The sequence below is a fragment of the Nostoc sp. CHAB 5715 genome (assembly GCF_020829685.1).
Taxonomy (GTDB): Bacteria; Cyanobacteriota; Cyanobacteriia; order Cyanobacteriales; family Nostocaceae; genus Nostoc.
The window spans coordinates 1-11,590 of sequence record NZ_JAIVFR010000095.1; the positions used below are offsets into that span (position 1 = coordinate 1).

The following is an 11,590-nucleotide window of genomic DNA, read 5'->3' on the forward strand; positions in this document are numbered from 1 at the left end:
CTATTGAAACTGACAAATATAAGCGCCTGGTTGCAGAGGTGTTTGTCGAGAATCGCAGTGTCAACATGATTATGGTGCAAGAAGGGCAAGCTGTTGTTTATCGTCAGTATCTCAAAGGCTGTCCAGAATCTAGAGATAGTTTGTTACTCCCGTGAGAGCTATGCCAAACAACAGCGTTTAGCATTCTGGAGTTAGGCTAATCCTATAATGCCTTGGGACTTCCGCCACAGAGCTACCCAAAAGACAAATTCACAACCCATCCAACCGCAGCAACAGAATAACTGTGATCCCTCTTACCCAGATTTTTGTCTGACCAAAAATTCACCCGATTTGAATTGCCGAGATATCACGCAAAGAAGGTTTAGAGTCTTGCCACCTGACCCTCATGGTTTTGACCGAGATGGAGATGGCATTGGGTGTGAACGGTAGAAAGCTTTAGTAAAGTATTTGGTGATTTAGTCTATTTTCTCCCCTGCCCTCGTGCTTTTTCACGAGAAAATTTAGGAGGTGCGATCGCTATACTAGAAACAGAAATCTTATCTATTAACTGTAATGACGATCAAAGAATTGCTATTACAAGAAATTGACAACACTCCAAACGAATTGCTGGAGGATCTACTTGGGTTTTTGAAATCACTCAAAACAGCCCCCAAACAGCCACTAGGTATATACAGAGAACTCTTAGAACGCATTGATTACCTGGAAACAATAGTAGGTATTCGTAAAGGACTAGATGAGTTTGAGCAGGGTGAAGGAATTCCGTCAGACCAAGCCTTGGCAGCCCTAGAACACAAATTTGGCATTCCGCCTCGCCCATGAGTTACCAGGTTCTTATTCAACCCACTGCCTTCCTTAGAAATCGAAACATCCTATCGTTGGATGTGCGACAACCTGAGTGCTGAAGTAGCCAATAACTGGTATTATGAACTTCAAGACGCGATCGCTTCACTGAAAGAATTTCCTAATCGCTGTAGCATCGCACCAGAAGCATCAGTGATTGGTCGTGAAATTCGGCAACTCTGGGTTGGAAAGCGAAGAAAATATCGAGTTTTATTTGTCGTGTCAGAAAATACTGTAGCAATTCTTCATGTTCGCAACAGTCGCCAATCTGATCTAGGTGAAGAATCCGATTAAGGGTTTTGGTTAACATAGAAATTCCCCTGACATTGCAAATAAAGTATGCCCAAGACTTGGAACATTAAGATAGATAACTATATTCAAGCCAACCCCAACTGCATCATTGCCACCGTACTCAACCCTGTGATAGTTAGAGCAACCGATGCAGGCTGCTGGTCTAAAAACTTGTTCGTCAAACTCGAAATCGAAACCGAAATCCTCCGAGTAGTCTGCATGAATCGTGCTAGATGTCACCTCAGTAGGAGGTAGAATCGTAGGATCTTAGCAGTCTGCTCCTCTCCATTCCATCTCCCCGAAATACCTATTGAGCCAAAATGACTATTACCTGCAAACTTCTTTTACAAAATCACGCTCAAGATTGGCAAGAAGCAACTGTGCATCCCTTTCTAGAACAGTGTCAATTAGGTATAATTCAACCCCAGCAATTCAATACATGGTTGATGCAAGATTATCTGTTTGTTGTGGAATTTACGCGGATGGTAGGGCGAGTATTAGCCAGCGCACCTCCAGAACATTTTGATGTGATACTTGGAGGACTGGCAGCTCTTAAAGACGAACTCAATTGGTTTCAAGAAAAAGCTACCCAACGACAACTGAATCTTAATATAAAAAAACAACCAACCTGTAGAGAATACTGTGAATATATGCAGAGTCTTGCAGACAAGCCTTATCCTATACAAGCAACTGCATTTTGGGCTATTGAATTAGCCTATAATCAAGGTTGGCAACTACCAGGTAAGATGCCTGCACCTTACAATGAATTTGCACAAAGATGGGGAAATACTGATTTTACAAAATATGTAAAACTTTTGTCACAGCAAGCTGATGAGGTTTTAGAAACGGCACAGGAAGATATTCAAAAACAAGCTGAAGAATCTTTTTTAATGGTAGCAAAATTTGAACATAATTTCTGGCAGATGGCTTTTCACACAGCACAGCATAAATCAAAATAGTTTTCAACGGACGAGTGTGAAACGCTGGAAAATTCTTCTTAATTTCTTACATCTGAACCTGCAACCCCACACCCAAAAACCAGTAATATCAAAGGTTAGTGCTTTTCAAGCGTGCCATTCAATTATGATCCAATATTCGGAATCAACTTAACCGGAACATGATCTTAGCAAGCTTGCCAAACCCTTGAGTAAAGGCATATTCAATCTCTGTGGGATCACAAATCTCTGTTAGTTTGGATTTCAGCCCAGGAAGTTCTCTAACCTCAATACAGATATTTACATATACGTCTTTAGTTTCCACATGGAATAGTCCAGCATTTATGTTTAAAAAATCACCTGTTAGCATTGAACAGTAAGTTAAGGATTCAAGCCATTGTGATTTGTACTTCATTCTAAAATAATTATCGCCTAAATTCTTTTTGAACTTAGATGACTTTTCCTGTGGTTTTGGTTCCCAGAATATACTATTCTCCAACTGCCCAAGAGCTTCTATTGTCGTTGCATTAGTTGCCACATTGCTACTGCCTTGTTGTTTTAGCTTTCTCTGTTCAACAAAAGACATAGCCAGGATGCGGTTCTTATGTCGCTCAAAAGCTTCCTTGTACAGTTCCCATGCTTTTTTGGTAATTGCTGATTGAGATGGCTCAACCATTTTAACGATTTCGCGCCAATCTCCAAGAGTAAATCTAGTAATATTTTCAATAAAAGCGATGAAAATGGCACTATAAATTTTAGTGGGATTCGCACCCCGTAAACCTTGCCTTCGTAAGCATTCAGTAACTAAGTTTAATCTGTAAGCAGAAACAGAAAGGTCAATTTCTGTAAGATCAAGGCTAAAACCCTGTCTAAGTCGGATTCTACTAAAACTTGGCTTTGCAGCATTCTCTTTAGTAGTAAAATCAATCGTTTCACCACAGCTTGGACAAATAGCTTGGTGATGTTGAATCAGCACTCCATCGTTGTCAACTTCGGCATCAAAATTAGCTAATTCTTCAGAAAGCGGTTTAAAAATATGGGTGCAATTCTCACATTGGATTAAGCCTTTGTTTTGTATTTCTGATATAGTTTCAGGCAATAAACTCCATTTGCGTGGCTCATCAGGAAGCCCATGTTTTTTCCAATTATCGGTAATATCAATAATCACCGCAGTTGGTTTGAAAGTGTAAGTTCTTAGAACCCGCCCCAGCATTTGCACTCATCTAATATCAAAAGTCCAATCTTCATTGGCAACTCTAATACCTCTCGTCTGCTCAACGTTTGAACGCTAGCAACTTGGATTCTCCGTTCGGGATTAGCCAGAACACCTGCCTTGATAATCCCAACTGGTTCACCGATAATTTCTGAGAGTTTTTCGGCAGCTTGAGATATCAACTCAATCCGATGGGCAATGACTAAAACTTGCTTTCCTTGGTCAAAGAATTTATGAGAAATATGTGCAAAGCACACCGTTTTCCCGGCGGCTGTCGGGAGTTGTCCAAGCACTCGCCTATTACCTTGATCCCAAGAATTCCAAATATCTTTTATCCACTGATGTTGATAATCTCTAAGTTCGTAGATAACAGGCATTTAATCTACCTCAACAATGATTTTTCTCCCGTGGGAATAATGATTTTTCTCCCGTGGGAATATTGCTCATTATCCCATAAGCTCATAAACCATGTGGTCTTGAAGTTCCCGTCGTGCTGAATCTGGGTTTTTGCCGCGTAAGGCGTGGGCTTCGATTACCTGAACACCCACAGAAACCATAAATGCCAAATAAAATAAGGGGTTGAACAGTGCAAACGGCACATTTAGCCAATTCCAAGTCGGCTCAAACCACGGGCATACAGGGGGCCCAGTAAAGATTAATTGCCAAGTTGAATCAGCACTAATCATGGAACCGCCGATAAATAAAATCCCGCCAACTAACGCACGACCTGCACCACCGTTAGCAACAAACTGATTGACGATCGCAGCGGCAGCCCTAATGGGTAAGCCAACAATCATCACAACAGCTTTGGCACAAAAATCGATGATTTCACCAAGCGATCGCTTCTTACCCTTGGGTTTACCATCAGTGTTACCAGTGCTATTACTTTCTGCACTTGATGAACCTAACGCCATTATTTTCTCCTACTTTGTTTGATATTTTGAACACTTTTACAAATTCCAAAAGCTTTGTACTTCCACTTCCAAATTCCTTCTTCAATCCGCCCAATACACCTACCCGTTGCGTCAAAAACATCAACAATCTCATCATCTTGATAAAAGGTTGTGTCTGGTCTGGGATTGCGTTTACTGTTGTCAAAGTAATTAGTAATTCTCAACTTGCGACTTGTGGGCATCACTCCTGCCTCATATAAGGCATCACTAGTTTTTGCCCGTTCTTCTATGCGGGAACGTTCTAATTCTTCTGTGGCTTTTAGCCGTTGAAGCTCTGCATAAGCCCCCAACTTGGGTACTAAAGGGATAATTACAGGCAATATGCAGATGCCAACACCAACCAAAGCTAAATACAGTTGTTTCTTATACATGAGACTACTGTGCTATAGCGCGTTCTTAGTACAAATTTTTCCCATGTTTCACACATATCTTTAATAAGGCGTTTCATGTTTCACGTTTCATGTTTCACGCGGGGGAATGCTGTTTCACGACCCTGAAACACTGATGAAACCGTTGAAACAGTTTCATGAAACAGTTGTGTGAAACAGTTTTATGAAACACTATCGCCCATCACTATTACTTTGATGCCCGTCTCAAAAATGTCAATCCTGCACCAACAAGTAATGCCAAGGGAATGAATATCCCGCTACCAATTAATCCAGTAGCGACAACGCTACTAACGATATATGCACTACCACCTAAAGCGCCAACAACTGAAGTAGCAAACAATCCCGTACTGAGAATATCCATGTCCTGATTTTTCCTTTGATGAGTTAATAGCTCTTGAAGTAATCGAATTTCGGCAACAGTGGCAACAGTTTCATTTTGGATCTGTAGCAATGCCGCCACTGTTTTATAAGCTTCTAAAATCGGATCTGTGTCCCCATCGACGAAACTCTCTCCCGTAACGAATTGAGTCGTACTTTGAGTTGTTCCTTTTTTCGGATCGACTCCCCCAGTCTTGTTGAGGCTTCTTCTGCCAAATTAATCAAACTCTGATCTATCTCGGTAATCTGGTTATCAACTTCCAACATGGATTGTTCAGCAAAGGCATCCAACACCGTCCCCTTGGCTCCAATCAAGGATTCCATGAACAATAAAGCTCCTGTAACACCAGTTGATGCACCCAAAATCTTAGATTGCTCATTTTGAACGGCTATAGCACCAGAAATAGTCTCTTTATCAGCCGCAGTCAACTTGTATGAGGCTTGTTGAATTGCCTGTGGGAGTAGTCCATTTTTTAACGTACCATACCGTACAAGAATTTGCAAACATAACGTAAACTGCCGTACTATCAGAAGATTATTTCTCTGTTGTGTATGCCGAAATCAGGATTTAAAACAATCACAGTACCGGACTGGATTGTTGATGAAATTAAGAGACAGCCTGACTATAAAGGGAATCAAGCTGCCACTTTGGGGGCACTCGTTAGGGATGGTGTTGCGGCTCGTGGCGGAGAATTGGAAAACCCAGCAATATTCCTTGCACGAGTACTGAATCACTTACCTAATTGGGAGCGGCGCGAATCCTGGGAGTTGGCGCTGACTATTTTAAGTTGGTTGCAAGAAACAGAGCGCCCTTCTAGTTAGCTTTGATGATATTACAGAGGTTTTCAGCTGTATGATTTTGCTGTTACGCGAACGCGCAACCCCGGAGCAACTTGAACTTTTGCTGCAACAGCACAAGTTCTACATCAAAACCGCAGTCGATATCGAGCGTCGGGTACTGGTTGGTGGTGGTGGTCTACACGCTGATTGTGAAGAAAAATTGCTAGATGACGGTAGTAGACAACAAGATATTTGGGCTGCCAGTTTTATGCCAATAACTGGAAAAATCATTTATGAGTCGATGGTTAATCTTCGTCCCCGGCAAAATAGGTCAATGGAGATATTGGACTCTAATATTAGAGAAAGGGTTGCTCAAATCATTATCGAATTCCTAGGAAATTTATGATCGAATTGACACCGAGACAACAAATTTTTATGCAAGATGATGTGACTACACGTTTACGTCGTCTAGCTACACACTTGTCACAAATTCAATCTTTGTGGACTCAAGGCTCATCAGAGGATTTAATACTGGTTTTGGTTGATGAATACTTTGGGGTTGAATCGTCTTTTACGACGACGACGGAGAACTAACTTACTACTTGGAGCTAGAGGTAAAGATGATTGAACTATCTTCTGAATTTTCATACTGCATCCTCCAACTCCACAAAAAAACCTGCACCTGTATTCGTAATCTTTACTCTTCTTTGATTGACCAATGTTTGAATCACCCCCAGACTAAAATTTATAGTGCATAATCGAGCGCTGCCACCGCAACGGCGGAGGTACTGAAGGCATAACTGGGAATGGTCTTTTGGGACTGGGTTAGCTTTTTTAGGCATGATGTCTTTCCTGTTGTGGTTTGTAGGGGGCAAAGCGATGGCTGAAAAAAAAATAGCCAAGCAGTATTAATGCTTGACTAAAGTATTTTTGAATTTAAAAGGTGAATTTCAGTTATTAGAAATTATCCAGTTCGTCAAATTGATTTGTTGCAGAGTGCTTGTACATTTTGGCTTTATTCATTTGATGATTAGAAGCTTTAATTACTGGGATTGCAGCTTCCTTAACTGAATTCTTTGCTTGTTGAAATAGAAATTGTGTCGTCCCTTGTGCATCTTCTTCTGCTGGGTCAATTTGTCCCCATAAGGAGCAACTTAACTCTAAAGATTCGTAGTCGCCTAAATTGAACTTACGCGTGTAAGTTACAGCAATAGTCTTGATTTCCATAATTTACCCAAACAATATTTCAAAATAAAGTGTAGCTTTTTAGCATCTCTTACAAAGTGACGCTTATAAGATTACAAATGTCGCCAGAAACTCTTGCTGATAGCCTTGAGGCTGACAGTTTTCGGTTCAGATTTTGGCGATTCTTTGGTATGAACAGCTACAGGCTCATTCACCAGCAAAGAATTGAGTAGTTCTTGTTGATAGTCAACCTCTACAACTGTTCGGTACACCCTGTAAGGATCTATCTGCATTCCCAATGGTGTTGGTACAATTTTCAAATACTCGTTAAGGGCAAGTATGTAGCTATCACCAAAGTTCCTGTTTGCAACAGCCGGACGTATAGCGTTTAGTAATTGTATCGCTCGTCTGATATCTGAAATACTGCGCTCACCATCCATCTGTGGCTGACTTTCGCTGTAGCCTTTGCCTTTCTTTTCTGCTACCAGATCATAAAATTTAGCAACGGCTCTTTGATAACTACTACATGAATGAACTTTGGTTTGCGCCTGATAACCAACTCGCCCCCACTGGACTGTTAAGTTACTGCCTTCAACTTTTGCGCTCCAGAACTTATTGCTGTTCTGGATAGCATCAACAAAAACTAAATAGATTTCCATGTTTTGAACCCAATCAATTCGCAAACTTCTGGGCATTGCCCCATCTGAGATAGATATACTGAACGCGATCGCTACGAACCTAAAAGAGCGATGGCGTACCCGCCATGAATCGGTGGCGATCGTCCCCATAGAATCAGGAGACAATCGCTTTCCATCAGTTCATGTTGCGAAACTTAGCAGCACGCAAAGATTGAGTTTTCGCCGTCTGCACAACTGGACTACTAGCCCGTCGTGCGGTGAATGCCCAGGACTGCATACGCTCAACTGCCGCCGCATCCTGAATGGCAAGCGGGGTAATGGTTTGACGATATAAAAGTAGAAGGCGAAATATTGTTATTGGCAGCCAAGGTGGGGCGAGGATGTTAAAGCCAGATTAAACTAAGAGTATGAGAATTGGTATTTTCGAGCAGATGACAGTTAATAATGGATTGATTCTTACGCTTTTTATTTTGATTATAACCCTGCTAGCTCTTGGCTATGGTTTTGGTGTGAAAGCTCGACGTTTACCCTTTACGGCAGAAATTGGGTTTAACCAGCAGCAATGGCAATTTCTGCAATGGTGGGTCAAATTAGCCTTGGTTGCTGGAGTTTTGTTACCGATGTGCTTGTTAGCTCTGGCTTGGAAACAACCATCTTCATGGGTATTTTGGGGAAGTTACCTGTTGATAGTCGCCGTACAACTCATATTTGAACGTGTTTTTAGTCGCTCCCTAGTGCCAAGTATTGTTGTACCTATTGGCTTTTTCTACACAGCTTTTCGGTTGTGGCAACTGCTAGATGGATTCACACAATTAACATTTTCCTATTTGACATTATTAGGTTTTGGAGTTGTTGTCTTGTTTTGGGTTTCTAACTTAATAATGTTGATGGTGATGGCCATTCCAACAATCTTTAAAGGTTCGGAGTCAATTTCACAATCTTGATTTTAATGAAACATTTTTACTGCCTAACTGAAAGCTGTGTTTCGTCGTAGTTATTTTTCGCACCCAATCCCATCTCCATCTCTGTCGAAACCATGAGGATCAGGTGGCAGTACCCTAAACCTTCTTTGGGTGATATCTCGGCAATTTAAGTCTGGTGAATTCTTTGGAATGCAAAAATCTGGGTAAGCAGGGTCGCAGTTATTCTGTTGCTGCGGTTGAATCGCCTGTGAAGTTGCCCGTTGAGCAGCTTTGTGGCGGAAGTCCCAAGGCATCACAGGATTAGACTGGCTCCAAAAAGCTAAACGCTGTTGTTTAGCGGTGTTTTCACCCTGCAACAAACTATCTTTAGACTCTGGACAGCTTTTGAGATACTGACGATAGACCACAGCCTGTCCCTCTTGCACTCATCTCCGGTGCATCAATGCAAGCAAGGCGAACAGTCACAGTTTTGTTACCAGTTCTCACCCGTATGGTGTCACCGTCGCCAACGCTTACAACTGTAGCGGTAAGATTGTTGGCAAATACAGGTAACGCCATTTGAGCTAAAAGCAAAGCGCCAACGCCAATCAAGCGAACTTTAAAAACCATTTGTACTAAAAATCACTCTTAACTTCTTTTAGGATTCCCAATTCAAGCCAAGCGATCGCTAGTTAATCCACAAATTAGTTTTATGTTTTAAAGTAGAAAATAGTTTGTGATCGAAAGTGATTGTTAGTACCAATGAAAGTTTTAGGCTTATTCCTGCCAGTCCTGTTGCTGCTAGGCACGCCTGCAATGGCAGTTGAGTTCAAAGGGCAAAATATTGATGGTCAAAAGCTGCCTGCTAAAGCTTATTACTATGCAACTGGTGGTCTCTACAAAGTTCAGGTCAGCTTTCACAATAAGCGAGCCACAATTTACTTTGACGACGGCAACCAAACAATCATACAGTTAAACCAGCAGGTAATTACTGACTCAAACAATATTGAAGGTTTTGGAAAACTAGGACAATATCCTATAAATAGCACGTTCAGTGTTGGCTTGGTGTATGACAATAATTGGCTCGGCAGTAGTGATAGTCAATTGCAACAGTCAAATCCACTAGAAGGGTTGTGGAAAATTAGTTTGGAGTGAATAGTAATGTTTCCTAATTTTCTCCCATCACAAGTTAATCAACCCAAAGACCCAAAAGCGATCGCTTTTGTCCAAAGTATTCAGAGAATTGCCCTTACAACCTCCCTAAGCCAATACCCAATCCTGACAACCTACATTCACAAAGGTAGTAGAGGCACACCAATTCTGCTGCTACACGGCTTCGATAGTTCCATCCTAGAGTTCCGCCTTCTGTTGCCATTACTTGCTAGTCAAAATGAAACATGGGCAGTAGATTTGTTAGGTTTTGGCTTTACACAAAGGCAAAAAGAAATAAATTACAGTCCAACTACAATCAAAATTCACCTTTACGATTTTTGGAAAACTTTAATCAACAGACCGATAACATTAGTAGGTGCATCAATGGGAGGTGCAACTGCAATTGATTTTACTCTCACTTACCCTCAAGTTGTAAAATCACTAATATTGATTAATAGTTTAGGTTACACTAATTCTCCCCCCTTTAGCAAATACTTGTTTCCTCCTTTTGACTTCTTGGCTGTGGAATATCTACGTCAACGCCACATCTTGGCATTAAATGTATGTAGTATCTTCCCTAATTTAGATACCAAAATACTTTTGGCTATTCAATGCGCCATGTTACACCAAGAAATGCCTGGTTGGAATGATGCCATGATTTCTTATGTAAAATCTGGTGGTTATACTGAATTAGCAAATAGAATTGCCCAAGTTGACAAGCCAACACTCATTTTATGGGGAGAAACTGATGATATGCTGCCATCTGAAGATGCAGAAAAATTTCAGCAATCTATTGCTAACTCTCAACTAATATTGCTCAAAAATTGCGGTCATACCCCTCAAATTGAACAGCCAAAAATCACATCTCAACATATTTTGCACTTTCTGAATATTGGGAATTTTTAATTTGGTTTAAGAGGATATTTTCAAAGTTTCACTAGGTAGAATTTAGCTGTTCTGCACTTAAGCTAGTGTAGAAGAGATAAATTGATACAAAAATCAAATCTTTCTTTAGCTATAAAAAGTTGTATGAAATCGTATTTATATTCTAAAAAGGAAAACAGATGACTGATAAAAAGGTCGTGCTAGTTACAGGAGCATCATCTGGATTTGGGCAATTAACTGCTAAAAAGCTTGCTGCTGTAGGTTATTGGCTTAAAAGCAATATTGCCAGATAACTTGTTTCGATTTGGTGCCCGCAAGCGGTTGAACCTGCCATAAATCACAGCCAAGCCCAAAAATGCAACAGCAAAGCTCTAGTAAATCCGTTAACAGATTTCTTGCATTTCAGTTCTGGGGGATAATTAGCTAGTTGGTCATACCGATATGTTCAAAGGTTCTGGCAATTTGGCATAACTTGTCTGTATTTTGCAGTTAAAATGAGATATCAACAGAACAGTCACAAATCGCCTAAGTTGACCCAATGCTGTAGAAGAACAAGAGCAGCCAACTCACAACGCTCGGTCATCGCTTCACTACAACTGGCTAGTAATGTACTAGAAAATACATAGTAAACGTGCGATGGCGTACCCGCCCGCTCTCTTGCGATCGCAATAAAGCGTAAGCAAAAAGCTTCTTAATCGTGTAATCTACTTGGCATTGAGCCGAAACCCTTGTGATTTTCTGTAAGATGGTCTGAAAAACCTTATCCTGTCTGCCTTTGAGAATTCGTCAGAGTCAAACAAGCCTCTATTTACAACGAAAAATCAAGTTTTTTAAACTCATATTGCAGGAAATTACAAACATCTCGGCTTGATACCTACTAAACTTTTGCTACAATTCCCTGATTTGGCAACTCGAAGGAAGCCGCCGTAATGACAGGTGCATTTGGATTGGACACCGTAATTTCAGTAGGTTGAGACTGAGGCAGCAGTCGGTAGTCAGTACGCCAACGTTCGCGGTTCAGATCGCAGCGAACATAACCGCGCAGTCTC

The 11,590-nt window shown here is 41.0% G+C and carries 23 protein-coding genes; 12 read left to right on the forward strand and 11 right to left on the reverse strand.

Translation table 11 applies throughout. The features are described from left to right. Positions 1–65 precede the first annotated feature (65 nt). The 6 genes from LC574_RS07685 to LC574_RS07710 all read left to right on the forward strand — a co-directional run bounded on the left by LC574_RS07685 (position 66) and on the right by LC574_RS07710 (position 2,090). Positions 66–155, forward strand: a complete 90-nt coding sequence (locus LC574_RS07685) for a hypothetical protein (RefSeq protein ID WP_229452569.1) — start codon at positions 66–68, stop codon at positions 153–155. 52 nt (positions 156–207) lie between these two features. After that, the gene (locus LC574_RS07690) at positions 208–429 is read left to right on the forward strand and encodes a hypothetical protein (RefSeq protein WP_229452534.1); all 222 of its coding nucleotides are present in this window, start codon (positions 208–210) and stop codon (positions 427–429) included. A gap of 123 nt (positions 430–552) precedes the next feature. Continuing rightward, positions 553–819, forward strand: coding sequence for a prevent-host-death family protein (locus LC574_RS07695; protein WP_229452536.1), 267 nt, complete (start codon positions 553–555; stop codon positions 817–819). Between the two features lie 60 nt (positions 820–879). Next, positions 880–1,134: a type II toxin-antitoxin system RelE/ParE family toxin gene (locus tag LC574_RS07700; RefSeq protein ID WP_229452538.1), complete on the forward strand. Its 255-nt coding sequence runs from the start codon at positions 880–882 to the stop codon at positions 1,132–1,134. 45 nt (positions 1,135–1,179) lie between these two features. Next, positions 1,180–1,386, forward strand: a complete 207-nt coding sequence (locus tag LC574_RS07705) for a hypothetical protein (RefSeq protein ID WP_229452539.1) — start codon at positions 1,180–1,182, stop codon at positions 1,384–1,386. Positions 1,387–1,451: 65 nt separating this feature from the next. Beyond that, positions 1,452–2,090 (forward strand): TenA family transcriptional regulator, encoded by a 639-nt coding sequence (locus LC574_RS07710; RefSeq protein WP_229452540.1) that lies wholly within the window; start codon positions 1,452–1,454, stop codon positions 2,088–2,090. Between the two features lie 142 nt (positions 2,091–2,232). Here LC574_RS07710 and LC574_RS07715 read toward each other — a convergent pair whose 3' ends face one another. The 6 genes from LC574_RS07715 to LC574_RS07740 form a co-directional block, all read right to left on the reverse strand. After that, the gene (locus LC574_RS07715) at positions 2,233–3,279 is read right to left on the reverse strand and encodes a hypothetical protein (protein WP_229452541.1); all 1,047 of its coding nucleotides are present in this window, start codon (positions 3,277–3,279) and stop codon (positions 2,233–2,235) included. After that, positions 3,261–3,656 (reverse strand): DEAD/DEAH box helicase, encoded by a 396-nt coding sequence (locus LC574_RS07720; protein ID WP_229452543.1) that lies wholly within the window; start codon positions 3,654–3,656, stop codon positions 3,261–3,263. The genes LC574_RS07715 and LC574_RS07720 overlap by 19 nt, the downstream gene beginning before the upstream one ends. A 69-nt stretch (positions 3,657–3,725) precedes the next feature. Next, entirely contained in the window at positions 3,726–4,193 is a 468-nt protein-coding gene (locus tag LC574_RS07725) for a hypothetical protein (protein ID WP_229452544.1), read from the reverse strand. Then, positions 4,193–4,603, reverse strand: coding sequence for a hypothetical protein (locus tag LC574_RS07730; RefSeq protein ID WP_229452546.1), 411 nt, complete (start codon positions 4,601–4,603; stop codon positions 4,193–4,195). Before LC574_RS07730 ends, LC574_RS07725 begins: the two co-directional genes overlap by 1 nt. A gap of 205 nt (positions 4,604–4,808) precedes the next feature. Then, positions 4,809–5,081 carry a hypothetical protein gene (locus tag LC574_RS07735; protein ID WP_229452548.1) on the reverse strand — a complete coding sequence of 91 codons (273 nt, stop codon included), beginning with the start codon at positions 5,079–5,081 and terminating at the stop codon, positions 4,809–4,811. Between the two features lie 14 nt (positions 5,082–5,095). Then, the gene (locus tag LC574_RS07740; protein WP_229452550.1) at positions 5,096–5,503 is read right to left on the reverse strand and encodes a hypothetical protein; all 408 of its coding nucleotides are present in this window, start codon (positions 5,501–5,503) and stop codon (positions 5,096–5,098) included. A 48-nt stretch (positions 5,504–5,551) separates the two neighbouring features. Here LC574_RS07740 and LC574_RS07745 point away from each other — a divergent pair, with 48 nt between their 5' ends. The 3 genes from LC574_RS07745 to LC574_RS07755 are packed head-to-tail and all read left to right on the forward strand — an operon-like array spanning position 5,552 to position 6,373. Next, positions 5,552–5,821, forward strand: a complete 270-nt coding sequence (locus LC574_RS07745; RefSeq protein ID WP_196528022.1) for a hypothetical protein — start codon at positions 5,552–5,554, stop codon at positions 5,819–5,821. A 31-nt stretch (positions 5,822–5,852) separates the two neighbouring features. Beyond that, positions 5,853–6,185 carry a DUF5674 family protein gene (locus LC574_RS07750; RefSeq protein ID WP_229452552.1) on the forward strand — a complete coding sequence of 111 codons (333 nt, stop codon included), beginning with the start codon at positions 5,853–5,855 and terminating at the stop codon, positions 6,183–6,185. Continuing rightward, complete coding sequence (locus LC574_RS07755) at positions 6,182–6,373, forward strand: hypothetical protein (protein ID WP_229452554.1); 192 nt, start codon at positions 6,182–6,184, stop codon at positions 6,371–6,373. Before LC574_RS07750 ends, LC574_RS07755 begins: the two co-directional genes overlap by 4 nt. Positions 6,374–6,423: 50 nt before the next feature. Here LC574_RS07755 and LC574_RS07760 read toward each other — a convergent pair whose 3' ends face one another. The 3 genes from LC574_RS07760 to LC574_RS07770 form a co-directional block, all read right to left on the reverse strand. Next, positions 6,424–6,621: a hypothetical protein gene (locus tag LC574_RS07760; RefSeq protein WP_229452555.1), complete on the reverse strand. Its 198-nt coding sequence runs from the start codon at positions 6,619–6,621 to the stop codon at positions 6,424–6,426. Between the two features lie 115 nt (positions 6,622–6,736). After that, a complete protein-coding gene (locus LC574_RS07765; RefSeq protein ID WP_229452557.1) occupies positions 6,737–7,006 on the reverse strand; it encodes a hypothetical protein in 270 nt (89 codons plus the stop codon). Between the two features lie 71 nt (positions 7,007–7,077). Continuing rightward, on the reverse strand, positions 7,078–7,767 hold the full coding sequence (locus LC574_RS07770) for a WGR domain-containing protein (RefSeq protein ID WP_306422090.1): 690 nt from the start codon (positions 7,765–7,767) through the stop codon (positions 7,078–7,080). A gap of 242 nt (positions 7,768–8,009) precedes the next feature. On the opposite strand from LC574_RS07770, the gene LC574_RS07775 reads away from it, so the two are divergent. Next, a complete protein-coding gene (locus tag LC574_RS07775; protein WP_229452559.1) occupies positions 8,010–8,546 on the forward strand; it encodes a hypothetical protein in 537 nt (178 codons plus the stop codon). A gap of 50 nt (positions 8,547–8,596) precedes the next feature. Here LC574_RS07775 and LC574_RS07780 read toward each other — a convergent pair whose 3' ends face one another. After that, positions 8,597–8,932 carry a thermonuclease family protein gene (locus tag LC574_RS07780; RefSeq protein ID WP_229452561.1) on the reverse strand — a complete coding sequence of 112 codons (336 nt, stop codon included), beginning with the start codon at positions 8,930–8,932 and terminating at the stop codon, positions 8,597–8,599. Further along, complete coding sequence (locus LC574_RS07785) at positions 8,892–9,134, reverse strand: thermonuclease family protein (protein WP_229452563.1); 243 nt, start codon at positions 9,132–9,134, stop codon at positions 8,892–8,894. Before LC574_RS07785 ends, LC574_RS07780 begins: the two co-directional genes overlap by 41 nt. Before the next feature lie 132 nt (positions 9,135–9,266). On the opposite strand from LC574_RS07785, the gene LC574_RS07790 reads away from it, so the two are divergent. Both LC574_RS07790 and LC574_RS07795 read left to right on the forward strand, forming a co-directional pair. Continuing rightward, positions 9,267–9,659: a hypothetical protein gene (locus tag LC574_RS07790; protein WP_229452565.1), complete on the forward strand. Its 393-nt coding sequence runs from the start codon at positions 9,267–9,269 to the stop codon at positions 9,657–9,659. A 6-nt stretch (positions 9,660–9,665) separates the two neighbouring features. Next, positions 9,666–10,562, forward strand: a complete 897-nt coding sequence (locus LC574_RS07795; protein WP_229452567.1) for an alpha/beta fold hydrolase — start codon at positions 9,666–9,668, stop codon at positions 10,560–10,562. Positions 10,563–11,590: the final 1,028 nt, after the last annotated feature.

What these genes read in the sequence shown, in the direction of transcription:
- LC574_RS07705 (WP_229452539.1), top strand. Translation starts at nt 1,180, where the DNA reads ATGCCCAAGACTTGGAACATTAAGATAGATAACTATATTCAAGCCAAC.
- LC574_RS07775 (WP_229452559.1), top strand. Translation starts at nt 8,010, where the DNA reads ATGAGAATTGGTATTTTCGAGCAGATGACAGTTAATAATGGATTGATT.
- LC574_RS07695 (WP_229452536.1), top strand. Translation starts at nt 553, where the DNA reads ATGACGATCAAAGAATTGCTATTACAAGAAATTGACAACACTCCAAAC.
- LC574_RS07750 (WP_229452552.1), top strand. Translation starts at nt 5,853, where the DNA reads ATGATTTTGCTGTTACGCGAACGCGCAACCCCGGAGCAACTTGAACTT.
- LC574_RS07795 (WP_229452567.1), top strand. Translation starts at nt 9,666, where the DNA reads ATGTTTCCTAATTTTCTCCCATCACAAGTTAATCAACCCAAAGACCCA.
- LC574_RS07710 (WP_229452540.1), top strand. Translation starts at nt 1,452, where the DNA reads ATGACTATTACCTGCAAACTTCTTTTACAAAATCACGCTCAAGATTGG.
- LC574_RS07765 (WP_229452557.1), bottom strand. Translation starts at nt 7,006, where the DNA reads ATGGAAATCAAGACTATTGCTGTAACTTACACGCGTAAGTTCAATTTA.
- LC574_RS07730 (WP_229452546.1), bottom strand. Translation starts at nt 4,603, where the DNA reads ATGTATAAGAAACAACTGTATTTAGCTTTGGTTGGTGTTGGCATCTGC.
- LC574_RS07790 (WP_229452565.1), top strand. Translation starts at nt 9,267, where the DNA reads ATGAAAGTTTTAGGCTTATTCCTGCCAGTCCTGTTGCTGCTAGGCACG.
- LC574_RS07700 (WP_229452538.1), top strand. Translation starts at nt 880, where the DNA reads ATGTGCGACAACCTGAGTGCTGAAGTAGCCAATAACTGGTATTATGAA.
- LC574_RS07760 (WP_229452555.1), bottom strand. Translation starts at nt 6,621, where the DNA reads ATGCCTAAAAAAGCTAACCCAGTCCCAAAAGACCATTCCCAGTTATGC.
- LC574_RS07745 (WP_196528022.1), top strand. Translation starts at nt 5,552, where the DNA reads ATGCCGAAATCAGGATTTAAAACAATCACAGTACCGGACTGGATTGTT.
- LC574_RS07785 (WP_229452563.1), bottom strand. Translation starts at nt 9,134, where the DNA reads ATGGTTTTTAAAGTTCGCTTGATTGGCGTTGGCGCTTTGCTTTTAGCT.
- LC574_RS07690 (WP_229452534.1), top strand. Translation starts at nt 208, where the DNA reads ATGCCTTGGGACTTCCGCCACAGAGCTACCCAAAAGACAAATTCACAA.
- LC574_RS07685 (WP_229452569.1), top strand. Translation starts at nt 66, where the DNA reads ATGATTATGGTGCAAGAAGGGCAAGCTGTTGTTTATCGTCAGTATCTC.
- LC574_RS07720 (WP_229452543.1), bottom strand. Translation starts at nt 3,656, where the DNA reads ATGCCTGTTATCTACGAACTTAGAGATTATCAACATCAGTGGATAAAA.
- LC574_RS07715 (WP_229452541.1), bottom strand. Translation starts at nt 3,279, where the DNA reads ATGCTGGGGCGGGTTCTAAGAACTTACACTTTCAAACCAACTGCGGTG.
- LC574_RS07725 (WP_229452544.1), bottom strand. Translation starts at nt 4,193, where the DNA reads ATGGCGTTAGGTTCATCAAGTGCAGAAAGTAATAGCACTGGTAACACT.
- LC574_RS07755 (WP_229452554.1), top strand. Translation starts at nt 6,182, where the DNA reads ATGATCGAATTGACACCGAGACAACAAATTTTTATGCAAGATGATGTG.